The 24,756-nt window shown below is 48.5% G+C and carries 19 protein-coding genes; 13 read left to right on the forward strand and 6 right to left on the reverse strand.

What is annotated here, in order from left to right; all coding sequences use genetic code 11:
- Positions 1-252: 252 nt before the first annotated feature.
- The 3 genes from KME12_25455 (at position 253) to KME12_25465 (ending at position 3,177) form a co-directional block, all read left to right on the forward strand.
- Entirely contained in the window at positions 253-720 is a 468-nt protein-coding gene (locus KME12_25455) for a response regulator (protein ID MBW4491118.1), read from the forward strand.
- 572 nt (positions 721-1,292) lie between these two features.
- Entirely contained in the window at positions 1,293-2,018 is a 726-nt protein-coding gene (locus tag KME12_25460) for a DUF3865 domain-containing protein (GenBank protein MBW4491119.1), read from the forward strand.
- 25 nt (positions 2,019-2,043) lie between these two features.
- Positions 2,044-3,177, forward strand: a complete 1,134-nt coding sequence (locus tag KME12_25465) for an aromatic ring-hydroxylating dioxygenase subunit alpha (protein MBW4491120.1) — start codon at positions 2,044-2,046, stop codon at positions 3,175-3,177.
- Here the strand turns inward: KME12_25465 and KME12_25470 are convergent.
- The 3 genes from KME12_25470 to KME12_25480 form a co-directional block, all read right to left on the reverse strand.
- On the reverse strand, positions 3,161-4,171 hold the full coding sequence (locus tag KME12_25470; protein ID MBW4491121.1) for a hypothetical protein: 1,011 nt from the start codon (positions 4,169-4,171) through the stop codon (positions 3,161-3,163). The genes KME12_25465 and KME12_25470 overlap by 17 nt on opposite strands.
- Positions 4,172-5,260: 1,089 nt before the next feature.
- The gene (locus KME12_25475; GenBank protein ID MBW4491122.1) at positions 5,261-10,669 is read right to left on the reverse strand and encodes an AAA family ATPase; all 5,409 of its coding nucleotides are present in this window, start codon (positions 10,667-10,669) and stop codon (positions 5,261-5,263) included.
- A gap of 150 nt (positions 10,670-10,819) precedes the next feature.
- Complete coding sequence (locus KME12_25480; GenBank protein ID MBW4491123.1) at positions 10,820-12,289, reverse strand: NAD(P)/FAD-dependent oxidoreductase; 1,470 nt, start codon at positions 12,287-12,289, stop codon at positions 10,820-10,822.
- Between the two features lie 146 nt (positions 12,290-12,435).
- Here KME12_25480 and KME12_25485 point away from each other — a divergent pair, with 146 nt between their 5' ends.
- Both KME12_25485 and KME12_25490 read left to right on the forward strand, forming a co-directional pair.
- The gene (locus KME12_25485; protein MBW4491124.1) at positions 12,436-12,723 is read left to right on the forward strand and encodes an IS1 family transposase; all 288 of its coding nucleotides are present in this window, start codon (positions 12,436-12,438) and stop codon (positions 12,721-12,723) included.
- Positions 12,724-12,751: 28 nt separating this feature from the next.
- Positions 12,752-12,892 carry a hypothetical protein gene (locus KME12_25490; GenBank protein ID MBW4491125.1) on the forward strand — a complete coding sequence of 47 codons (141 nt, stop codon included), beginning with the start codon at positions 12,752-12,754 and terminating at the stop codon, positions 12,890-12,892.
- A gap of 48 nt (positions 12,893-12,940) precedes the next feature.
- On the opposite strand, the gene KME12_25495 is transcribed toward KME12_25490, so the two are convergent.
- Genes KME12_25495 through KME12_25505 form a run of 3 tightly spaced genes read right to left on the reverse strand, consistent with a single transcriptional unit; the run spans position 12,941 to position 15,543 of the window.
- Positions 12,941-13,801, reverse strand: a complete 861-nt coding sequence (locus tag KME12_25495) for a metal ABC transporter permease (protein ID MBW4491126.1) — start codon at positions 13,799-13,801, stop codon at positions 12,941-12,943.
- Entirely contained in the window at positions 13,801-14,577 is a 777-nt protein-coding gene (locus tag KME12_25500) for a metal ABC transporter ATP-binding protein (GenBank protein ID MBW4491127.1), read from the reverse strand. The genes KME12_25495 and KME12_25500 overlap by 1 nt, the downstream gene beginning before the upstream one ends.
- Before the next feature lie 42 nt (positions 14,578-14,619).
- Positions 14,620-15,543 carry a metal ABC transporter substrate-binding protein gene (locus KME12_25505; GenBank protein ID MBW4491128.1) on the reverse strand — a complete coding sequence of 308 codons (924 nt, stop codon included), beginning with the start codon at positions 15,541-15,543 and terminating at the stop codon, positions 14,620-14,622.
- Positions 15,544-16,615: 1,072 nt separating this feature from the next.
- Between KME12_25505 and KME12_25510 the strand changes: the two genes are divergently transcribed.
- From KME12_25510 to KME12_25545, 8 genes are all read left to right on the forward strand, one after another.
- On the forward strand, positions 16,616-18,211 hold the full coding sequence (locus KME12_25510; GenBank protein ID MBW4491129.1) for an ATP-binding protein: 1,596 nt from the start codon (positions 16,616-16,618) through the stop codon (positions 18,209-18,211).
- Between the two features lie 374 nt (positions 18,212-18,585).
- The gene (locus tag KME12_25515) at positions 18,586-19,329 is read left to right on the forward strand and encodes a DVUA0089 family protein (protein MBW4491130.1); all 744 of its coding nucleotides are present in this window, start codon (positions 18,586-18,588) and stop codon (positions 19,327-19,329) included.
- An 84-nt stretch (positions 19,330-19,413) separates the two neighbouring features.
- Positions 19,414-20,709: a DUF4331 domain-containing protein gene (locus tag KME12_25520; GenBank protein MBW4491131.1), complete on the forward strand. Its 1,296-nt coding sequence runs from the start codon at positions 19,414-19,416 to the stop codon at positions 20,707-20,709.
- Positions 20,710-20,871: 162 nt separating this feature from the next.
- Positions 20,872-22,260, forward strand: coding sequence for a tetratricopeptide repeat protein (locus KME12_25525; GenBank protein ID MBW4491132.1), 1,389 nt, complete (start codon positions 20,872-20,874; stop codon positions 22,258-22,260).
- A 48-nt stretch (positions 22,261-22,308) separates the two neighbouring features.
- Entirely contained in the window at positions 22,309-23,760 is a 1,452-nt protein-coding gene (locus KME12_25530; GenBank protein ID MBW4491133.1) for a sulfite exporter TauE/SafE family protein, read from the forward strand.
- A gap of 34 nt (positions 23,761-23,794) precedes the next feature.
- Positions 23,795-24,145, forward strand: coding sequence for a hypothetical protein (locus KME12_25535; protein MBW4491134.1), 351 nt, complete (start codon positions 23,795-23,797; stop codon positions 24,143-24,145).
- 101 nt (positions 24,146-24,246) lie between these two features.
- Positions 24,247-24,417: a hypothetical protein gene (locus KME12_25540; GenBank protein ID MBW4491135.1), complete on the forward strand. Its 171-nt coding sequence runs from the start codon at positions 24,247-24,249 to the stop codon at positions 24,415-24,417.
- 88 nt (positions 24,418-24,505) lie between these two features.
- Positions 24,506-24,652, forward strand: a complete 147-nt coding sequence (locus KME12_25545; GenBank protein MBW4491136.1) for a hypothetical protein — start codon at positions 24,506-24,508, stop codon at positions 24,650-24,652.
- Positions 24,653-24,756 lie beyond the last annotated feature (104 nt).

A 24,756-nucleotide genomic window follows, 5' to 3' on the forward strand; every position in this document is an offset into this window, starting at 1 on the left:
TCACCACCTTGCGTGCACAAGATCGTCGAGTGTTGGATTATTTGGTTGAGGCTTGTCGGGCTGCTCGTCAAGGTCTGCCTGTACCATCCCTGATACCCACTGATAGCGGCACCCCCTGAACGATTACCTTTTTGATAAAGCTTTGTTTTATTTGAGAAGATTATAAGTAATGGCTGATTTAACGGTGAATGTTCTTTTCATGAAGTCTAAAGAAGTGGGATGTAGTGCAGCCTTGTGGGAGGAGAGTAACGGATGCAACGAAATACTGTGAGTGACGAACTAGAGGCGTTGTTACCCCTAGATGGGGTCGCAATTCTCGTCATTGAAGATGACCTTGAAACCTTAGCTCTGTTTGATTTGTTTTTAACTCACTTGGGCGCTAAAGTCCTCACCGCTGTAAACGTAAAAACAGCGCTTCAAGCAGTGGCAGAATGTCAACCAGATATTCTGATTAGTGACCTGCAGTTACCCGACGGTAGTGGCTACGAGCTGCTCGATACCGTTAGAAACCTTCAGGCAGACTCCTGTAAATTTATCCCTGCGATCGCGATGAGTGGATATAGTACTCGGCTTTCAGAACCTGCTTACAATCGAGGAGCTGTAGCCTGGGGTTTTCAAAAGTTTTTGTCTAAACCTTTCAATATTGATGAGCTAATTGGCGCGATCGTGAATTTCACCAAAAATACCAGTCAAGCAACCTATCCTTACTGCTGGATCTAACCTGGAAGTGGGAGGCGGAGGGGTAAAGGCAGCGGTATCAATAGCATTCCTTAATGTGCATAATTCTTTATTGTTCTTTTGATCTGGAGGGTATAGTTCTCTGTGGCCTTCTCAACGCTTGCTCTGACTGACTCTGCCATACCACGTCATGGATAAAGCTTAGATAAAGTTGAGCTGAACTTGAGTTAGGCGAAGGCTTATTCTGAATAAACCCAGCGTTTCAGGACAATTCAGAGCAATTTACAACCGTGTTTTTCCTTAAAAGCATAATAACAAAGTTTTTTATTTTGACATCAAAAAGTAGAATCTATCGCGATTTTACGGATGCTTATCAGAATTCTAAATGAGATTAATTACTTTATGCGCTACTTGGTGTTTTTGCTGAGAACTGACTCATAGATGAGAAATTAACCGTATAAGCACTTAATCGTATTCATTTTTATCTCATTTATCGGTACTCAAAAGTCTTAACAAGGCTGGTTTGAAGAGGTCTTATTCTTCAGGCCTTAGCACTTCTGGGCTAATCATAAAGCCTGATTGACCTACTTCTCCATAGATGAAGAGAGCAGGACATGAACGAATTTGATGAACTATTGAAATATCTTAACCAGTTAATGCTTGAGGTATACATTGCTGTTGACCCACAGAGAAATCCTATTGTTCGATCCCTCAACCAGGCAAGCTTTTCTCAACTTGTTTATGTGATACGTCAATATTCTATTTTTCCAAAAGAGCTCGTTTCCTTTGTCAAGTCCTCAGAAGACAAGGCGATCGAAGCTGGCTGGCTAGAAGTTGCTAGCAAGGTGCAAGAGAACATTGCTGAGGAACTAGGAAGTCTTACCCAAGGCATTTCGCATTATGACCTCTTAGCAGAAGGGCTTGAGGAAGGGCTGAATCTCCCGATCAAAGATACGATCCCGTCGATTGCAACATTGCACCTACTTGAAAGTATGCAAGCATTAAGTGACCGAGAAGCAGCTTATACTTTCGGTGCTGTATATGCCATTGAGGCTACCTCCATCTCAGAACTAATGATTGTGATGCAAATCATTGAGCAGGTCATTGCTGGAAGCATGCCTTATAATTTGCGCTATTTCTTTGATATGCATCTGAATGAATGGGAGCCAGAGCATGAGGAGAACTTGCAAAAAACACTGGCTCACTGTATCAAAGATACCAGTTTTCACCAGTTTGAAGCCGGTTTTTGTGCTGTGATGGAAGCAATGGATTTGTGGTGGACGGAGTTAGCCTTGGAAGCAATCTCACCCACAAGTTCTCTAGACTTAGGGGTTGCTTAGAAACTTAGCAATAGGATGTAGCAGTATGAGTCTACTGTCTAAAGAGCCACTTGCAGATAGGAATTTGCCCACCGATACAGCAGCATCAGGATTGCCTAACTACTACTACTTTAGTCAAGAGATTTTTGCGCTAGAACGGCGATCGCTTTGGGACAAAGTTTGGCAATGGGTGGGACGTGAATCGCAGGTGGCACATCCAGGCGATTACTTTACTTGTACTCTGGGCGACCAACCCATGCTTGTGATTCGCGCCGATGATGGAACTTTGCGATCGCTGCATAATGTATGTCCGCATCGGGGAGCACGAATGTTAGATGGGCAGGGGCATTGCAATCGCATCATCTGTCCCTATCACGGTTGGAATTTTGATCGAGAGGGTAATCTTAAAGGGCTGCCTCGTGCAGAATGTTTTCCCACTCTAGATCAGTCAAACACCCGTTTAATTGAAGGACGCGTTGATACTTGGGGAGGGTTTATTTTTGTTCACCCTGAATCACAAGGCGAATCCCTACAAGATTACCTAGCTGGCTTTCCAGCTTACCTAGAGCAGTATGAACAACCCTGGAAAGCGTTGCGGGAAGTTGATCACTGGTTCTATGAGGAGCCTGCAAACTGGAAGTTTCCGATCGAAAATTACCTAGAGTGCTACCACTTACCTGTGGTGCATGCCCAAAGCTTGCGTTGCTTTGACCCTAGTGGTATTCAATACACACCTAGCGGGCGGCACTATCAAATTAGTGTTCCCTGGACAGCCGAGGATTCTGTGGCGATACATCCCTCATTCCCAGGTAAACCCAAGCATAAGTCGTATCAGGGCTTCATCTTTCCCAACTTGATGGTAAACACTGCAAGAGATATGGTTTCAGTGTTTAAATTAACGCCTCTCACTCCTGAAACCACTCAGTTTGAGGTGTTTATTTATCAAACTGAGGCTCAGGTGGAAGCATTTCCTTATGACAAGGCAGCGTTTCGACTGGAGTTCGACCGCGTTTTGAATGAAGACTTTATGGCGGTCCGTTCACTGCAAATGGGAGTTCATTCCAAGGCATATCGGGTACAACTAGCAGAGGAGCTCGAATTTGGCATTACTCACTTTCATCAAGCGCTCTTAGGCTATCTACCACGACCGCCTTTCCAGGCTACTACACTGACAGATTAGTCACTTGTTGAATAGGAATTTGAATTACGAATTCAGTTCCCTTTTTAGGAGCGGAGAAGCACTCTATTTTGCCGTTATGCTTTTCGACGATAATTTGATAACTGATTGACATGCCCATGCCTGTTCCCTTGCCTACAGGCTTGGTAGTAAAAAATGGGTTAAAGATACGTTGTTTTGTCACTTCGGGCATCCCAAGTCCATTGTCAGCGATCTCAATCTGCACCCACTGATCATTGACCCTAGCAGTGCGAATCCTAATCTCCCTAGGACATGCCTTGATCTCCTCATAAGTGCGATTATCATTGAGCTCCTCCAGGGCATCGATCGCATTCACTAGAACGTTCATGAATACCTGGTTTAGTTGTCCAGCATAACATTCTACTTTGGGAAGGATGCCATAGTCCTTAATCACCTCAATCCCCGGACTTTCAGCCTTCGCTTTCAGGCGATGTTGCAAAATCATCAGGGTACTTTCGATACCCTCATGGATATCCACCGGTTTGATCATAGCTTCGTCTATACGGGAGAAGTTTCGTAATGATAAAACAATTTGACGAATGCGATCGGTTCCTACTCTTATAGAGGACAACAGTTTGGGCAGGTCTTCTTGCAAAAAATCCAGCTCGATCTCCGCCGCTTCAGCTCGAATTTCAGGAGTAGCATCAGGATAGTGACGCTGATATAGGCGCACAAAGCTCAACAAATTCTGTATGTATTCTTGAATATGGTTGAGGTTGCCATGAATAAAATTGACCGGATTGTTAATTTCGTGAGCAACGCCTGCGACAAGCTGACCCAGACTGGACATTTTCTCGGCTTGAAGCATCTGTGCTTGAGTTCGTTGCAAATCTTGTAGAGCAGTTTTCAGTTCAATGGTTCGCTCCTCAACCCGTTGTTCTAGGTCTTCATTGGCCTGTTTTAGTTGCAGTTCCGCTTGACGGTTCTCGCTGAGCACCGCCGCTAGAACCAAATTGGTCAGCATTATGACGCCCATAAAGGATTGTAACTGCACCAAGGATTCATGAATCGAGGGCCGAACAAACGTTCCCCAACCGTGGGCTGTTCCCCAAATGGCAATTGCTGATACCCCAGTAATCAGCAAAGTCACTTCCCTTAGCCTGAGCCGGAAAGTGGACCAAACCAATACTGGCAGTAGCATGTACTCAACACTATATCCGCCCTTACCAAAGGCAAAGTAGCTGATACCAACAGTTAGGGACAAAATCAATACCGCTTCAAGCATCCAAGAACGAGGAAGTGGTTTATTGTCACTAAAGCGCGGACTCCAAGCAAGCAAGGTTGGCGTGATAGTGAGGGCTCCAATCACAATGGATTCCCACCAGGTTATACAAGATGAGCTAAACGCTTCCCAGGCAGTAACACCCCCGAGGCACAAAACCAGGGTTCCTAGGATGCTGGTGAATATTGGTTCTAGTAAGACAACTCCTGCAAACTTGAAAATGTCTTGCGATCGCCTCAGCCAGTTGCGATGTCTAACTAGCCGTTGAATCAGAAACGCCATCAGCAATGGATCAAATAAGCCGATGAGCGATGCAGCACTATTAACCCATACTTTGTCGTACCCGTAAAACAGTGGATTGACGAGGAGCTCGCTCAGCAAGATAGCTGGCCAAATGCGAAATCCCCACAACAACACAGCAGCTAAATAAATGCCGACAGAAGGCCAGATTGCACTCAGCCCATTCTCTGAAACAAACAAGACTATCTTCGAGACGCCAAAGTGAATCACTGGCAAGGTTAAGATAGCAAGAAGGACCGTTCGGTCCAAAGTGAGGGAGAACTTTCGCCTCATAGCTTTACGTTAGGTTAGGTAGTCAGGGAGTATCGTATGTGGGGCGTCTTCATCATTACTTTACAAACAACAATTTGAGATGAAGGGGCAATCATAGAGTGCCCTGGTTTTCCTTATTTACACCATCCATCGTGTTCTCATCTTGCGCTCAGTAGTTGTGGCCTTAACGGAAGGGTATTCAGAAGCTGATGTTAGCCAGATTCGGGTATATGCGAAGCCTCTGAGGTTAAGATTTCCGGAAAGATCTAAAAGAGTGTGCGATTCAATCTTTTATCTAGAAACTGTGGGAACGGTTGTTTGCACCGGAAGTGTAATGACTAACTCTGTCCCCTGCCCCAGCGTTGAGTTGGCTTCCAATGTGCCTGCATGTTTCTCAACGACGATTGAACGAGCGATCGCCAATCCTAACCCAGTTCCTTGCCCGACTGCCTTTGTGGTGAACAGATGGTCAAACATCTTTTGTTTGACTTCACTAGACAGGCCCACGCCATTGTCCTGAATTCGAATCACAACCTGCTGACCATTTTCAGTCAAGGCCGTACGAATTGTGATTTGATTGGGATTGGCTTTAATGTCTGCAAAGCTACGTCCTTGATTGGAGTCCTCGGTTGCATCGATCGCGTTACTGAGCAGATTCATAAATACCTGATTCAGTTGCCCCACAAAGCACTGAACTAGAGGTAACTGAGCGTAGTCTTTGATCACTTCAATTTCAGGGCGAGTTTCGTTGGCTTTGAGGCGATGTTTAAGAATCAGAATGGTGCTATCCAGACCATCGTGAAGGTTAAAGGCAATAGAGCGATCGCTGTCAGCGCGAGAGAAGGTTCTGAGGCTAGTACTGATGTCTCGAATCCGCTTCACCCCTTCTCGCATAGAACTAATAGCTGCGGGTAAGTCTTTACGGATGTAATCCAGGTCGATCGCTTCAATCTCATTCTGAATGTCTAGATCTGGATTAGGATGCTTTTGTTGATAGAGGTCGATCAACCCAAAGAGATCTTGAATGTAGCCTAAAGCAGGCTTAATATTGCCGCTCAGGAAGCCAATGGGATTATTGATTTCGTGAGCCACCCCTGCCACGAGATTACCCAAAGCAGACATCTTTTCACTTTGCACAATTTGCAGTTGGGCTTGTTGCAAATCGGTCAGTGCCTGTTGGGCTTGCTGGTAAAGCCGAGCGTTTTCTAGGGAGATGGCGGCTTGGGCACAGAGGAGATTGAGCACTTCAACACGATCGCCCGTGAACACCCCAACTGTTAGGTGATTTTCTAGGTATAAAATCCCAATCAATCTACCTTGATGCAGGATGGGAGTACATAAGACGCTTTGAGGAGACTGTTGCAGAAAATAAGGATCTCCCGCAAAGGTGGGATAAGTAACAGCGCGATCGATGACTAGGGGCTGCAAGCTGTGTTTAACCTTATTGATCACCGAAGCTGGAATTACCTGGCTGATGTCAAGAGGAAGGGATTTTAGGATAATAGGGGGTTGCCCAACTTGAGCAATGGCCTCGATCGCCCAGTGATCCTCTGTGGGTAGCAGCAACATGCATTTATCAGCTCCGGCATTTTCCATCACCACTTGGAGCAGGGCAGAGATTAGCTTCTCTAGCTCAATTTCACTGGAGAGGGCTTGAGAGGCTTTGAGAATACTCGCCAGATCAAGTGCTGCCGAGACGCTGGTGCTGTCTGATGTTGATGCGCCAACCGTACGGGACACAAGCGTCTCGGCTGAAAAGAGATTCTGCTGCCGTTGTTGCAAAATCAGTGCTAACAATTTGGGGTATTGCTGTTCTAAATTATCAACTTTTGCTTTAGCACCCCAGCGACTATAGGCATAGTAAGCATCGATCATGTAAGACTGGGCAACTTTTTCTTTGCCCCATGCCAAGTAGAACTTTGCGGCAAGTTCGTTCGCCAGTGCTTCTTCGTTCATGTATTCATTTTCGTTCGCTAAGCTGATGGCGCGATCATAATGGGCGATCGCCTCAGCTTGGTTGCCTAAGACCCGATAACGCTCAGCTTCAACCAGATAGTATTTGTGCAGGTGATTCATCGGCGCATATTGCGCCCATTTCTGCATCACCTGTTGATGGGCTGCTATCTTCTCTAAATATTGTTCCTGCTCCGCCAATTGAGCATCAGGATACAACGCCAAGAGCGCGAGGGAGTGATACAGGTTGTGAGTTGCCGAAGCCAGGGTTCCTGTACCGCCGCCCGCGTATTCTACCGCAGTGATTGCATGCTGTAAGGACTGAGCATAGTCTCTGAAATGATAAGCCAGCATTGTTTTGGCAACATAAGCGGTGAACAGGGACATGCCGTTGTTTGTCGCTTTGAGATGCCCCAACATTTCGGTTTCATCAAAACTCTCGCCGATTAACCGAATTGGCTCTGGAGACAATCCCTGGAAATTCAGGATTAACTGATGCCAAACCTTATCGTGATAAATGGTAAATTCCTGTTTGAATTTCACCATTAGATCGATGTGTAATCGCTGCTTTTGTTCAACCGTTTCCAGATGTTGGCCAATGCTAAAAGCTTTGTCGCAATACAAAAATGTGTTGTAGCCTGCGAACTCAATATCGCCTGTTTCTAGCCCGCTCTGGATTCCTTCTAGCAAGGGGAGCAAGCAGGATTTAGCATGTTCTTTCCAATGTCGAGTAAAGCCATTAAACAGGCAGTAAACGTTGCTCTTAAATTCATTCGACCTAAACTTTTCTAGGAGTTTCAAGGCAAGTTGTCCAGAGTGATAGCCTGCCTCAATATCACCCATGCCGCAGAGAATTAAGCCATAGTGCCCATAGGCGATCGCCGCCACCCCAGAGTTGCCATGCTCAAGGCACAGATTGACCATCGTCAGAATCACCTGAGCATAGGTTGTAAAGGAGGTGACGAATGCCGCAGGATTGATTACCATCAGCAACCGCAATGCTGCCAGCTTGTGAGGATCGCTCATCGTGGGCATCCGATCCAAATCTGCTAAGCTCGGCAACTTCGTCCATCCATCTGGGTTTTCAGGGAGTTGGTAGAGGGAAACGCCCAACTGTTTAACCACATCCAAACCCAGTTCAACTCCCTTCACCATCTGATTTTGGGCGTTGTAAAATTGCACTTTTAGCTCATAAACTCGGGTTTTCTCGAGTAGCGTTTGAGCATGTTCTAAAACAACATCAGACAGGGCTTGTGCTTCTGGAAAGTTAGTATTGAGATACTCTAATTCAACAGTCTGTACATATAAATCCAGCGTCAGTGGATACTGTACATCCCAACTATCCTGAGCGAGTAGCTTAATTCCCTGGCGCAAATATTTGAGTGCAGGCTCATAAGCAGTCGATGCCTTTGCCTTGCGTCCGGCTGTCAAGTTCAACTGAGCAAGCTGCTCTTGTTCGGCTTGATCTGCAATCAGATCAACCGCAAGGTTGAAGTGGTTCACAATATCAAAAATCTTTTCTTCCACCCCTGCCGCATCAAGCGAATTCAGCAACAGTTGCCCAACCTGCAAATGAGTCTGTTGCTTTTGCGATTCAGGAATTAGGGAATAAGCCGCTTGTTGCACACGATCGTGCAGAAATCGGTAATGAGGGTTGGCAACAGATTCGGTTACGGATGCAGTGGATGAAAACTGTTCGGTAGCAGTAAAAAACTTATAGATTTCAGTCGTGGGAAGAATGAACCCTTCTTGCAAGGCTTTCCAGAGATCAGTTGCAGTTTCTGTCTGGGATTTTTCCAGGACGATCGCCAATGTATTGAGATCAAACTGCGCCCCAATACAGGCGGCTAGCTTTAAGACTTCCTGTGTTTCAGCAGGCAACTTCTGGAGCTGAAGCGCCATAAACTCAACGACATTATCTGTTAAGGCTGCCGCTCTGACCTGAGCAATATCGCACTGCCAATGCCGAGCCTCTAAGTCAAAGGTAATGAGCTTTTCGGCATGTAACGCCTTGAGAAACTGGGTTGTGAAAAAGGGATTTCCTTGCGTTTTTTGATTCACTAACTCTGTCAGCGGTTCAGCAATTGCTAAATCACAGCTCAGCGTATCGGCAATTAATTGGTTGACATCAAAGCGACTCAACGGTTTTAGCGTCATCGTATTCATCGTTGCCCCCGTCTGCTGAATCGCATCGACGGTCACGATGAACGGATGCACAGGGGAGACTTCGTTATCTCGATAGGCACCAATGACTAGCAAATGACCTGTATCTTGCATCAGCAGTTGCAGCAGCTTGAGCGATGCCGAATCTGCCCACTGCAAATCATCCAAAAACAAGACTAATGGATGATCAGCGATCGTGAAGACCTGCACAAACTTCTGAAATACTAAGTTAAAACGGTTCTGCGCGGCGCTGCCAGAGAGTTCTGGAACAGGCGGTTGTTCACCGATGATATGTTCCAGTTCTGGAATCACCTCAATCAGCACTTTGCCATTTTCGCCAGCCGCAGCCAAAATCTTAGCTTTCCACTGCGCTATCTGAGCATCACTCTCGCTAAGTAGCTGCCCCATGAGATCGCGAAACGCCTGAACAAAGGCGGAAAAAGGAATATTGCGCTGGAATTGGTCATACTTGCCTTTGATGAAATAGCCCCGCTGACGCACGATCGGCTTATGGACTTCGTTCACAACCGCCGTTTTGCCAATACCGGAGAAGCCGGCGACCAAAATCATTTCGGTGCTACCTGTGCTGACTGCTTCAAATGCAGCCAGGAGCGTGTCCACTTCGGTTTGCCGACCGTAAAGCTTTTCAGAAATCAGGAAGCGATCGCAGACATCGCGCTCACCTAACTTGAACGGCTCAATTCTGCCTGTTTCCTGCCACTGAGAGAGACAAGTTTCTAAATCATGCTTCAGCCCCAATGTACTTTGATAGCGGTCTTCGGCATTCTTCGCCATCAGCTTCATCACAATCTGGGAGAGAGCTTCTGGAATCTCTCCTGCTTCCTTATCCAGTTGATGCGGCGGAATTGGTTGCTTGGCTAAATGACAATGCACCAGCTCCATCGGATCGGTGGATGCAAAAGGCAACTGCCCCGTCAGCAGTTCGTAGAACGTGATACCGAGGGAATACAAATCGCTGCGGTAGTCAATCCCCCGGTTCATCCGCCCCGTCTGCTCTGGAGAGAGGTAGGCAAGGGTGCCCTCCAGCATATTGGGATTCTGAATTTCCTGGCTTTCACGAGGTAGCAGCGAGGCGATGCTGAAGTCAATCAGCTTCACCTGCTTGCTGATGGGATGAATCAGGATATTGGCGGGTTTGAGGTCTTTATGGATCACTCGGTAATGAGACAGTCCATCCAGGATCACGGATAGTTGCAGCGCAACTGGGAGAAAGTCTGCTAACGAGAGGCTAGACAAACTTTCTTCCGGTTGCCCTTTTCCTTCTGTCTTTTGATATTCCGAAAGCGAGATCGCACCGATATCCTCCATCACCAGCGCATAGGCATTTTCATGGAACTCCAGAGCTAGCGGTTGGATGATGTCGGGCAGGTCGAGGTTTTTGGCGATCGTATATTGATTGCGGAACTGTACGAGTTCACTGAGGCTAGGAAATGGATTCCGCAGCAGTTTGATCACGACTGGACGGCGATCGCTCTCTCGCACACCTCGATAAACTAGGGTTCGAGAACCTGAATAGAGCAGTTCATTGATGGAATAGCCCAACAAATTAGCGATCGCATCCATGTCCCAGTCCTCAGAGCAATAAGGCGCTCCATAGTATGCCCATCTCTAGAGAAAAATACGGCAGTGTCAGTAATATTACCGCTCAAAAAGTAGTAACCCTGGCCTTGCAGTGCTACTCTCTCAGGCTCATCACTGCTTTACATTACTCCCTTACATTGGTGACGCTGGGTCTGTCAAGAGATCACGATAATCAGTGGGGCGATAATCCTGAAGCCACTCAGCAATGATATTGGGTTTGCGGTAGGGATTAATCGAGAGATCACACAGCAATTCATCGTGATAATGCCACATGTGCGTTTGTAGCAGCGAACCGCGTCCAGCAACAGGCGGAATAAAGCTGCGTTTCCAGTGTTTCATCTGGGAAATCTCCTGCCACATCACCTCGCGATCGGGCAGTTGAATCTTGCCCTTTAGTAAGTGAATTAACCAGATAACCTCTAAGTGAGCCGTCAGCGAATTGGAAAATGTTGAAGCCCAGCCGACAAATGCCAAACCTGGCAAATCAGGGTGAATTATATGGCGGTAAAGATAAACTCCATCCTCATCCACAGTAGATTGAAATGCTGCTGGCAAAAAGCTGTAATTGGGCTGCCAACCTGTGCCAAAGATGACAACCTCACTCTCCAAGTGAACGCCATTTGCCAACTCTAAACCATCAGATGTAAACTGCCCGATGGTGGTACGTTGAACTCGAATCGCCCCTTGATGCATCAGCTTATAGGTTTCACCTCGCGGCACAAACCCATGCGCGAATACCCCTGCCTCAGCCGGATGAGATGGAATAGAGTTGCATTCCTTCAGTGAATACTGCAACTTCAATAAAAGCTCTACCAACCGCCAGAAGCCCCAAACCAGCCCCGGAAAATACTTATGGAGATTTTCTTCCCACTTGTAGGGACGTTGATAGAGCGGTAAGAATCCACCGATCAAACGATTTAAGAAAATCACTCTAAAGTCAATCAGTCCTAACACCCGCAGGGGAACGGGCCAGTAAGCATTACGGAAAACTAAAGTGACTTCCTTTGCCCACTGCACGGCATCGGTAGCGATGTCTAAGGCACTCTTACCAAATCCCACGATTACGACTTTGCGACCTTTCAGCAGATCGGGAGATTGATACCCTGAGGAGTGTAAAACCTTGCCAGAAAAAACTTCTTGGTTCGGAATCCGAGGGATATAAGGATTAGAGTAAAGTCCAGTAGAGACAACCACAAAATCAAACTCTTTTTGGGTTGTTTCCCCAGTTTCTTGATTTGTGTAGTGCAGAATCCAGCGATTTTCAGAAATTGGTTCAAGCTGCTTAACAGTGCAGTTGAAACGAATCTTGTCAAAGATTTGGAAGTTGTGGGCGTAATCTTCTAAATAGGCGTGAATTTGCTCACCCGACGGCAGGTCAGGATAGTTTTCAGGCATAGGATAGTCAGGAAATTCATAAAACGAATGAGGGACTTGTAGCCCAAAGGTGTGATATCCTACTGCCCATACTCCGCCCAATCTTTGACTTTTCTCAAAAACCTCGCAAGTAAATCCAGCGGTTTGTAGAAATCTAGCGGCTGTCAGTCCAGCCACTCCAGAGCCAACAATACCAATGGTTTTGATCGCCTCTGAAATAATTTGCATAATTTTTGATGGCTCTAGTTCATCAACGTTTTTATTCCTGAGGATAGCAAATCCCCTTGAGCCAGCAGATAATAGACTTCCTGCATGAATAGAAAGCAGTGTGACAATAGCCGTTCCCCCAAGAACGGGAGCAGGGAGATTGCTGGATTGGGCTAAGTCTCGCCCGTTGTAGTGGTTTAATTCTCGCTGCCCGTGTGGGCAAACACACTGATGTGTTCATTGAGCAGTTAGGGGTCAGCCCCGAAGGAAAAACAGCGTGCAAGCAGTTGAATCCGGATGACTGGGGAGGGTACGAACGAGTGTTACCTGGTGAGATTCAGCACCATATTGGCAAAGACACAACCCAGCGATTAGAGCGCCCCAATGGAACGATACGGCAACAAACGGGAAGATGGCTAAGCCTGCGGCACGCTACGCGAACGACGACAGAATAAGTTTGGCAAGGTGTGGGAACAAACGAGAGTGACAACTCGCCTAGTGGTGAGCTACTTCAACTGGATCTGGCAACATAGCCGATTCAAAACCACAGCAGCACAGCGGGCAGGATTAACCACGCGATCGTGGAGCTGGCACGATATTTCCTCCTATCCCATAATGATTTAATGCACTACCATCTCATCTGTATACAGACGGATTTTGATATTACTAGCTTTAAGCCGCTTGCTTCTGCCTTGCCCTTACCAGTAGACCGTGCTTGGGAGCAAAAATCATCGTGCCGACAAAGATCAGAGTTTGCAAGACCACAATGCAGCCTCCAGTCGCAGCATCAATGTGGTAGCTAATGTAAGTCCCCATGACACTAGAGAACACCCCAGAAGCCGCAGCAATCAGCATCATATGGTCAAATCTATCTGTTAACAGATAGGCGGTCGCTCCAGGAGTCACGAGCATGGCTACGACTAGAATAATCCCCACAGTTTGTAGTGCCGCCACAATCGTTAAGGAAAGCACTGATAGCAGGATATAGTAGAGCGCAACAGTATTCAAACCAATCGAGCGGGCATGGGTTGGGTCAAAACAGAAAAGCAGTAAATCTTTACGCAGCACCAGGATCGTAACCAGCGTAATCACCGCGATGAGCACCGTCTGGATTATGTCCTGATTAGAGATCCCCAGCACATTGCCAAAGAGAATGTGAGTCAAATCCACAGTACTTGGCGTTTTCGAGATCAGCACCAGACCAAAGGCAAAGAACCCTGTAAATACAAGCCCGATCACCGTGTCTTCCTTAATCCGGGTTTTGGACTTGATAAAACCGATGGCGAGGACTGAACTTACCCCAAAGACAAAAGCCCCAATCGCGAAGGGGATCTTAAGAATGTAGGCGAGTACTACCCCAGGCATCACAGCGTGAGAAACCGCATCCCCCATTAACGCCCAACCCTTAAGAGTCATGTAGCAGGACAGAACTGAACAGACAAGCCCAACCAAAGCACTGACCGCGATCGCCTTGACCATGAACTCGTACTGTAAGGGTGCCACAAACCATTGCCAAATTGATCCAGTGTCCATTACACATTCTCCTCAGGTGAGGGCTTGATTAATTGTTGGCTGAGGGGGAGACCGCTTAGCCTACCTCCGAAGGTACGAGTGAGATTTTCTTCCGTGAATACTTCTGCGGTGGGTCCGTAAGCCAAAATGGTGCGGTTGATTAACACTACTTGGTCACAGAAAGTGCCAACCGAGGCAAGGTCATGAGTGGATATCAAGATGGTGTGGCCCAACTCCCGCAACTCAATCAACAGCTCAATCATCGTTTTTTCTGTCTTGACATCTACCCCGGTAAAAGGTTCGTCTAACAGCATAACGGTTCCCTGTTGAGCTAAGGCACGAGCGAGAAAGGTGCGTTTCTTTTGTCCGCCTGAAAGTTCACCAATCTGGCAGTTTTGGAATTCGGTCATTTGCACCCGCTCTAAACTCTCCGCCACGATTCTGCGGTCAACTGGACTGGGAATTCTTAGTACATTCATATACCCGTAACGACCCATCATCACCACATCCCAGACACTCACAGGGAAATTCCAATCCACTTCCTCTGATTGAGGAACGTAAGCCACTATGTTCTTTTTTTGCACCAATCTGATCGGCATCCCGTTGATCAGCACCTGCCCTGTTGTTGGTTTGACAAAACCCATAATTGCCTTGAACAGCGTCGATTTACCGCTGCCATTCATTCCGACTAGCCCGCCTATCGAGCCGGAGACGAGTAGAAGATTAGCACCATGCAAGGCGACCTTGCCGTTGTAGGTAACTGTGACATTATCAACTTCAATACCGACTGAGCGCATTGCAATTAACCTCTAAAAAATTTTGACAACGACTCTGAATTTCTAACGGTCCTGCAACCCCTTAACCAGTGTATTGACGTTGTACTGCATTAATTTGAGATAAGTAGGCACAGGTCCATCGGCGGAGGAGAGGGAATCGACATAGAAAACCCCACCAAATTTGGCACTGGCTTCCCTCGCTACTTGACGTTGGGCTTCATCGCTAACGGTGCTTTCACAAAACACGACGGGGATCTTGTTCTGCCGCACCGATTGGATCACCTTTTCGACCTGTTTAGGCGTGGCTTGCTGCTCGGAGTTGACCGCCCACAGATATAATTCCTTCAGCTCGTAATCGCGAGCCAGATAGGAGAATGCGCCTTCACAACTGACCATGTAGCGTTTGTCTGGGGGAATGACTGCCAGCTCTTTTCGCAGAGTCCGATCGATGTCCTTAATTTTCTGGCTGTAGGCTACGGCATTAGCATTGTAGGTTTCTGCATTCGGCGGGTCTAGTTCAACTAGGGCTTTGCGAATATTTTCCACATAGATCAGGGCATTTTGAGGTGACATCCAGGCGTGGGGATTGGGTTTGCCTTTGTAAAGGTCTTCAGAAATATCAACGGGTTGAACGCCTTCGCTCAGAGTTACATGGGGAACGTTCTTGAGGTCGCCGTAGAACTTCTGCGCCCAGCGCTCTAGTCCGAGACCGTTATCCAATATCAGGTTGGCTTTTTGCGCTCTGACTAGATCCCTGGGGGTGGGTTGATACCCGTGAATCTCAGCCCCTGGTTTAGTCAGAGATTCGACAATTGCAGCGTCCCCGGCTACATTACGGGCGATATCAGCAAGGACGGTAAACGTGGTGAGTATGACCTTTTTGCCCTGTGTATTTGGGTTGTTTGCGTTCGTTCCCGCTTCTGTGGGACTTGGCGGAGTATTGGCTTGGCTCTGTGAATTGGTAGGCGACGGACTACACCCACTCATCCAAAGTCCTAGTAAAACCCCAGCGGCTGCCCAAAATTGCCTTCTGCTGGCTGGTGATCGCCCAATTCGCCTGCTTGTTTTCATATTTCTTTCATATTTTATTCATCTTTTATTCATAATTGCGCTTATCTCGTGTGAAAGTAGAAATGTAAATTTTCTTAATAAAGGAGTGTGAGTAACGAGGGATGCTGATTTGTAAATGCAATACATCATCGGTGGGGGGTAGTCCTAAATAGGTAAGGATGCATTGTAGCGGTGAGGGCTGAGTGCGAGATGTTATCGAAGTAATCAGAAATATCCCCTTCCAGCACATATTTAGGGCGCTGTTGAACTGCTTGGCTCAGCAGCCTTTGTGCTGAGCTTTGGCTTGAGTTTTTCCACTGAACACAACTTACAGCGATCGCTAGCAATTTGAACCGAGTAACAATTCAGCGATATATTGAACATCAAAAGACTAAGGGCGTTTAAGAGTGTCTAAGCCGCTGACCTTCTGCCAACTAGAGGCCATGTTAATGGGAAGCGAGATGCACCGATTATGATGAGTCATAGGGGTTTTCAGCTCCCCGCACTTTTTCTATGACTTTTCATGCTATCTCTGTCTGAGCATCTAGAGGCGTTACGCCAGCAGCGATTCGTAGGACGTACCCACGAGCGCCACCTATTTCAGTCAACTCTCAATCAACCTGAGTTGCCATTTTATGTCCTGCATGTTTTTGGTCCAGGTGGGGTTGGTAAAACCACACTTCTGGGAGAGTTTGTCCGCCTCTGCGAGCCCGCCCAGATACCCGTTATCCAACTAGATGCCCGCAACATTGAGCCTTCACCAGAGTCTTTTGTAGAAGCCCTGCGATGCAGTCTAAATTTGGCCCCGACCGACTCTCCTCTAGTTGCTTTAGCTGCTCAAACAGGTCGGCGAGTTTTTCTGCTCGATACTTACGAAAACCTCGCTCCCCTCGATCGTTGGCTGCGCGAACAATTTCTACCTCAGCTTCCTGCCAATATCCTCACTGTACTTGCGGGTCGTCATGCGCCTGCGGCGGGCTGGCGGACTGATTCAGGCTGGCAAGCTTTAATGCATCTTCTACCCTTACGGAACCTTAGCCCAGAGGAAAGCCGAGATTACCTGATCAAGCGAGCCGTCCCGGTGAACCAACATCAGGTCGTACTCAACTTTACCTATGGGTATCCTTTGGCTTTATCTCTAGTCGCGGATGTCTTTGCCCAAGGACAGGGGCTAAATTTTCAGCCCGAAGCTGCCCCAGATGTCGTCAAGAATCTGCTAGAGAGATTTGTGCAAGAGGTACCTAGCTCTGCTCACCGCATTGCTTTGGAAGCTTGTAGTTTAGTCCGGTTGACCACAGAAGCCTTGCTTGCGGTCATGCTCGATCAACCGGATGTGCATGAACTCTTCGACTGGTTGCGATCGCTGTCTTTTGTGGAGTCGGGGCGAGCAGGTCTCTTTCCCCATGATCTGGCCCGTGAAGTGTTAGTAGCTGATTTGCGTTGGCGCAATCCCGATTGGTACGCCGAACTCCATGAGCGATCGCGCCACTACTACACTCATCGCCTCGGACAAACTCAGGGTCAGGAACAACATCGGGTGCTGTTCGACTACATTTTTCTGCATCGGGATAATCCTGCCGTTCGCCCTCGCTTTACTTGGCAAGAAACCAGCAGTTTAGTCACGGATACGTTCCGTCCGAGCGATCGCGCAGCGTTGCTCCAAATCGTCACAGCCCATGAGGGAGCAGCTTCAGCCCAGTTAGCAGACTACTGGCTCGAAAGACAACCCCAAAACGTCTTGGTGTTTAGAGATGTAGAGCAGCAACTAGTCGGCTTTGTTATGACTCTAGCTTTGCACCAAGCCACTGCCGTAGATTTAGCCGGAGATCCAGGCACCCAAGCCGCATGGTCTTATCTCCAAACCTATGCTCCTTTACGTTTGGGCGAAGGGGCGACATTATTCCGTTTTTGGATGTCACGAGAAACTTACCAGGCTGTCTCCCCGACCCAAAGCTTGATCTTCATTAATTTTGTTCAGCATCATCGCCTCACACCGAAACTGGCCTTCACTTTCTTTGCTTGTGCCGATCCAGATTTTTGGGCGGCCATGTTCGCCTATGCGGATTTAGCCCGCCTCCCGCAGGCAGACTTCACCATAGGGGAGCAGCGCTATGGCGTTTATGGGCATGATTGGCGAGTGGTGTCACCAACGGCTTGGCAGGAGTTATTAGCTCAGCGAGAAATTGCTGCTTCCGCGCAGGCCGCTACCCCCGCACCCTTGGGCGAACCTCTCCTGGTTCTAAGCCAACCTGCTTTTGCGATTGCGGTGCGGGATTTGTTGCGACACTTCACCCATCCGGATCAGCTCTATCACAACCCCCTGTTGCAATCTCGACTGGTAATGGAGCGATCGCCGACCAATGCAGGTAAAGCTGAGCGAGTAGCGGTTTTGAAGCACTTAGTTCAGGAAGCAGCCGAGTCGTTACAAGCCTCTCATCGGGAAGCAAAACTTTACCGAGCGCTTTATCATACCTACCTTCAGCCCACTCCGACCCAAGAACAAGTCGCTGAGTTACTCGATGTCCCCTTCAGTACCTTTCGTCGCCACCTCAAAATGGGTATGACTCGGCTGACCGAAATCCTGTGGCACCAAGAGATTAGCTAAGCGCCAATCGACAAAAGTGAACAGAAAATGAGCAGTTTTTGGTCTGGAAATTGCTGGCTTGGTCGAACACAGTATGACTGTATGTTCTCCGTGTCTGGCTTGCACTCAAGTAATTTCAGCCATGCTCTATAGACCGACCCAACTCATTAATAGACTGTGTCTCGGATCTCGGTTTGAGGCGATGTAATTTATTTTACATAATCTTTGCGAGATTTTGGGAGCGTGATAGGAGTGTGATTGCCGTATTTAACTTAAGGTATACCACTTAAGACATAGTAAATTTCACTTTGTCCTAGCTCCAGCGAGCGTTGCTATAGACACTCTCTATTTGGGTGAATGAGAGAACTTAGAAAACCTCCTTAAGAGGAAAATCAATGAAAAAATTTATACCAGCAATACTGCTGTCGGCGTTAGGGGCATTTCTGGCCGCTAGCCCTAGTCATGCGGTCACTTTGATTGAAAGTGGAGATGCAGGCGAAACCCTCAACACAGCTCAAGTCATTCCCTCTGGGTCGGCTTTGCTAGAGTTTTTGGGTGGGGCCTTGGGAGACAACGATGCTGATCTATTTCAAATCTTTTTGACTGGGGGACAGACCTTTTCTGCTACCACGATCAGTTTAGAAACCTTGGTGGATTTGCCAGTCAATCAGCTTCTCGGAGCACCTACTGCTCTGCTTGAAGATCCGCAGTTATTTCTATTTGACGCAGAAGGTCAAGGAATCTACGGTAACGATGACAGCTTTGGCTCCCTACAGCCGACGCTGCTTTCTGGCGAGTTTTCTCCTAGCCAAGCAGGTTTCTACTATTTGGCGATCGCGAGTGCTGGCTACAACCCCGTCAGTACCAATGGCAATATTTTCGCGACTGGCACTAATGATGTCCTAGAACCTACTGGGCCAGGGGGTGAATTGCCCCTGAGCGGTTTTGCTGGAACCAGTGCAACCCATGGTACTTATGCGATCGCTTTGACCGGAGTGAGCGCCGCTGCTCGACCCGACTCACCCACCAGCGTCCCAGAACCTACTGCCGCTCTGGGCCTGATGGCATTGGGTGCTGGGGCTACCTGGAGGCAATTGAAAGCTAAAAAACAGCAACGCTCTTCAGCTCCCTTGACCTAAGTATTTTGTCAAAAACCTTGCCAAGCTTCCGTCCTGCTGCGGCTGGATGCAGTAACTCTGCCATTTTTTTAGGAGATATTTATCATGCCTAAGCTCCCTACGCCTGTTCATGAGGTGAGCCCCTCGTTGCCTAAAACCACGACTGCCCCTAAAACTTCTTTTCGCCTTCGCTTTGGCTTTGTTGCTAAATTGAGTCTGCTAGCTTTAGGGATTGCTTTGACTGCTGGCCTAGTTCCTCAATACCTGAAAGCGTCAGACCACGATGATGGTGAAGTCGATACTAAAGGTCGTAATCTCAATTTGACCGATCTATTTGTCTTTCGAGAAAAAGATCAGAATCCTAACGCTTCAGCCAGTGATCTGATCTTCATTATGAACACGAACCCGCGATCGCTGGCTCGTCAGCAATACTACTTCAGCACCAAAGCCCGATATGAGTTTAAGGTCTCGCGAGTTGGCAACAATGATGCCACTCCCACAGGAGTACCAGATGTCACTCTACGATTTGAGTTTGACGCACCCAATGCCAAGGGTCAACAAGGCATTAAGCTGACGGCAATTCGCGACGGGGCTACCCTGGTTGCAAATCAGATGCTGCAAACTACGGCGCTAAACACCGCTCCCCAAGTCAGTCAGGTGGCCCTTGGCGGCTCTCAGTTTTCTGTTTTTGCGGGTTTACGAGAAGATCCTTTCTTCTTTGATGTGGAGCAATATTTCCGAGTCCGGGGAGGGGCACTTGGCATTGGGCCAAAAGTAGGTTTCCGCGACCCTAGCACCGCAATTGATTTTGCCAAGGGCTACAACGTCAATGCGATCGCCGTGCGAGTCCCCATCCAGTTTCTGCAAGGCTCCACCGCTACAACAACTTTCGATGTTTGGGAAACCATTTCAGCAACGGGACCAAACGGCAAGTTTACCCAGGTAGAGCGGCTAGCCAGACCCGCAATCAACGAAGGTTTGGTTGTAACCAATGATTTCTTGAATGCCTTAAACAGTGTGGGACCTGATTTTGAAGCGGCGGCGTTAGCGGGCAGACAACCTGCGGCTAATATTGCTGGCCCCATTGTGGGAGAAGCCAAACAGACCCTCCTGGCTTTTGGGAACCCGGAAGCACGGGCCGATGCCTTACTGGGTGCCTTTCTGCCCGATGTCATGCGGATTGATACTGCAGGACCGAGTGGCTACGCTAATGCGCTCAATGCCAAGGGTAGCCCGATTCGGGGTCGCTTGATCAAAGATGACGTGATCGATATCACCTTAAGCGTGGTGGCTGGGCAAGCCCTGAGCGACAACGTCTCCTATGAAGGTCAACCTGGTAATCCTGCTCAGGGCCACAAGGCTTTAGAGCCTGCGTTCCCTTATTTAGCACTGCCTAACTAAGCGAACTGCGATCGCATCTTGATCCCCCAGCTGAGAAAAATTCTCAGAGCTGTTCTCCCCGCTGGTGGGGGAATCTACGTGCCAGGTAGGGCACAGGGGGACTGAGATGTGCCGCAAATATAGATGAGATGGGAGCACTAGGGAGTAAAGGCTGTGAAACAAATGGACTACGACGCTTCAGTAGGTTGGCCCAGTAGGCTCAGAGCTGTCCTAGCATCACCACGTTTGGTGGCTTTGCCTGTTGTGGGGCTGCTCGTCTTGATTCCGCTTGGCCTACACTTGTGGCAACAGCAGTCTCAGGCCCAGCTCGATCCCATCTATCGTTACCAATTCTCTCGCCCTAATCCTGGCAATGTGACGCAGGTGCTGGAACGAGAGATGGCTTTCTATCAAACTCGAATTCTCTCAGACCCCAAAGGAGGGCTGAATCGGGCGTCCCTGGCTAGAGTTTACTTAAAAATGGCACGTGCCACCGGGGAGAGCAGTTGGTATTTACTAGCAGAGCAAACAGCGCAACAGTCGCTGGCTAACTTGCCCTTCTCTAACTCTGAAGCAGTTTCGGTGCTGGCGCGAGTGGCAACCGCTAGGCACGATTTTGCTGAGGCCATTCGGCTGTTGAAGCAAGCCCCAGGTAGCTCGGATGCACCTTCTATTGCGACGACTGCCTACTTAGCCCTAGGTGATATTTCCGCAGCCAACACAGCGGCGGAGCAACTTGTGCAACAAACTCCTTCCCTAGGAGCTTTGACGCAGCGGGCTTTAGTGAAAGTGGCTCAAGGCCAAGATCAAGCAGCGATTCAAGATCTACAACAGGCGATCGCCGTAGAAGAACCAGAGGAAACCGGGAGTTCTGTCTGGGCGCGTACCCTCTTGGGACGGTTGTATTTCAAGCGTGGACAACTGCTGCAAGCACGGGCACTTTACAAGGAAGCATTGCGGATTTTACCCCAGTATCCCCCAGCCCTACTGAACCTAGCGGAATTAGAGGTACGGCAGGGAAATTATCGGGCGGCAGAGCGTTATTACTCTCAGTTTGCTCTGACTTCTCAACAGTCCCCAACGGTTCATGATCATGTGGTGATGCGTGGCATGGCACGAGTGAAAGAACTGTTAGGAGATCCGGTCGCGGCCCAATCTTGGCGAGATCAAGCAGAGGCTCGGTTACGGGAAGATTTGGCTGGTTTTGGTCATCGGCGCGAACTGGCTCGCCTATTGCTAGAACGAGGCAGACGTCAGGATCTGACGGAGGCATTGACCTTAATGCAGCAAGAGGTAAGGGTCCGTCGGGATGCCGAAACTCTAGATACCTTAGCCTCGGCCTTCTCTAGTTCAGGTCGCTGGCAAGAGGCGCAGCAAACAATGCAGACAGCTTTGCGATCGGGAATTCGAGATGCAGGGCTATTTCATCGAGCGGGTGTGATTGAACAAGCGTTAGGCAACTCGGCTGAGGCGCAAAAATTTTTCCAACTAGCTCAAGAAACAGACCCCACCTTTGATGAGCAAGCTCAGCGGGCTTTGGGGTTAGGTGTAGGACTTTTAGGATTGAGCTGAAATCTTGTTAAGAAGCGAGATTGACGTTGTTAATGAATAAAAATTGTTATGAATAGAAAGTGGTATCGCCTGATCAGGCTCAGTCTGCTCTCACTGTTGGGGTCTCTCTTGCTTTGGGGAGCGACGGCAGCGCCAGGTCAATCACATTGGGCAGACTTGGCTGTGGCAGAGATTAGGGTGGCTGAAACTCAAGCTCAAATAACTCTTACCTTCCCCACGGGGCTAATGACCTCAGTGGATGATAACCAAGATAATCAGCTTTCTGCGTCGGAAGTCGGCAAACACCAAAGTGAGATTGAGGGTTTCTTGAGCGATCGCATTCGACTCACCGATTCCCAGCGCCAAACCAGTACTTTAACAGTTCAACCCGCTGACACAACTACACTACCACCCAATCTGCAAGCGACGGCAGGGACTCATAGCACTTTACTCCTGACCTACACCTGGCTCCGTCCGATTCAAGGACTAAAGATTTACTACGACTTGTTTTTGCCAGGGGTGCCTACAGCCCGTTGTCTAGCGACCATTTTTCATCAAGGACAAGTGCAAAATGCCATCTTTAGCCCTGAAAATCAGGAATCTGCCTTAATCCAAGGGTCGCCTTGGCAACTAGCTGCAAGTGTACCGATCGCGATCGCCGGAGCTTTTCTCTGGGGAGCCATGCACGCCCTAACGCCGGGGCATGGCAAAACCATTGTTGGAGCTTACTTAGTCGGTTCACGCGCCACGGTTCAGCATGCTTTGTTTTTAGGGCTGACTACTACCATCGCCCATACAACAGGTATCTTCGCCCTAGGACTAGTCGCCCTTTTTGCCTCTCAATTCATTCTGCCAGAACAGCTCTATCCTTGGTTGAGTGCGATCTCTGGGCTTATTGTCGTTGGCCTGGGCCTGAACTTGTTCTTCAGTCGCATGCGCGACAACCAATGGTTCAGTCGTTGGTCATCGCGTAGAAGTCAGAAATCTGCTCACCGTCATCTGCATGGTCATGATCATGATCACCCTCACGCTCATGACCACCCTCATCCTCATGAACACGAGCACCACCTTCATCCTCACGCTCATGACCACCCTCATCCTCAGGAGCACGAGCATAAGGCTCACTTAGATGCTCACACCCACAGTCATGGGGCTCACACTCACTCGCATTTGCCACCTGGAGCGGATGGCGCCCCAGTGACTTGGCGGAGCTTGCTGGCTTTAGGCATCTCTGGCGGTTTATTGCCTTGCCCTTCTGCTTTAGTGCTGCTGCTGAGCGCGATCGCCTTAGGTCGCGTCGGCTTTGGTGTCATCTTAGTTTTGGCCTTTAGTTTGGGGCTGGCAGGAGTGCTGACTGGCTTGGGCTTACTTCTGGTTTGCACTAAGCGCCTCTTTGAGGGGTTGCCCGTCCAAACGCAATTAGTCCGAGTCCTACCCGCATTAGGGGCTTTAGGCATTTCCTTATTAGGAGTAGTCATCACAGTCCGAGCTGTGATGCAAATCGGGTTAGTGACCACTTAAAAAACACATTTAGCAAAACATGAGGTCAAATATAATGCTGAGATCTTTACCCTTAACCGCCTTACTCGCTGCGGCCCTAACCACCTTTTTGCCAGAAGCTGCCTTCAGCCAATTGCCCGTAACCGAGGCAGCTTACCCTGCTGTCGCAAATCCCAGCACGGATGTACCCCTTTGCTATTTCCAAGCGGAAAGTGGACAAACATTTGACCTAGGCAAACTATGTAATCAAAACACTCCAAGAGTGGAGCTAGCTTCGACTAGTTTCGGAGCCCAAAATTGCTACTTTGTTGATGCCACAGGCCGTCCCTGTGCCCCACCCGCTAGCCAGCCGCAGAATCAGCCGATGATTAACCAAGTAGTCCCATCAAGTCCACTTCGCCCTTAAGAAGCTTTTGCAAGGTCAACAATTAGCCTTGGTGCTTCCCCCGGACTTTAGAGCCCTAGGATAAGCTGGCAACAGTAGAGCAGGCTAAAGAAAAAGACCGGATGGAGTACCAAGCCCCTCGGATGCAAGTCAAACGAATTCTGATCGGTTCAGCCGCTTTCGGCCTGAGTTTTGGCTTGAGTTTTCTGGCTGAACGCAACTTGCAGCGATCGCTCCGGGTGCTGTCGCGTTACGCGCTATCTGTCGCTGATCCTGCGCTTTTTGTCGTGTAGTTTTAGGGGATAAAATGCTTATACCAATTTAAATTAGACGGAGGGCAGATAAGCTAGGCTGAGAGGAGTTGTTTCGTCCGCTCTGCTAATGGCTGGTGTCACCTCAATTGACGTGAAGGAAAATGTGGATGACCTCGTAGAACAGTTACGCCAAGCAGCTACGCCAACCGCCAAAGAACGCTTGCAAGTGCTCTACTGGCTCAAGCAAGAGCAGTGTGAAATGTCAATTGCATAGGCTGTTTTTTGAATGAAATCCTTCCTGAACTCGGAAGCAGATCGAGAGCAAACGAGAGGAGTAGATCGCGACAAGGAGAAATGACAATTATGGGCAGGGCTTAG

It is taken from the genome of Trichocoleus desertorum ATA4-8-CV12, from assembly GCA_019358975.1.
Classification (GTDB): domain Bacteria; phylum Cyanobacteriota; class Cyanobacteriia; order FACHB-46; family FACHB-46; genus Trichocoleus; species Trichocoleus desertorum_A.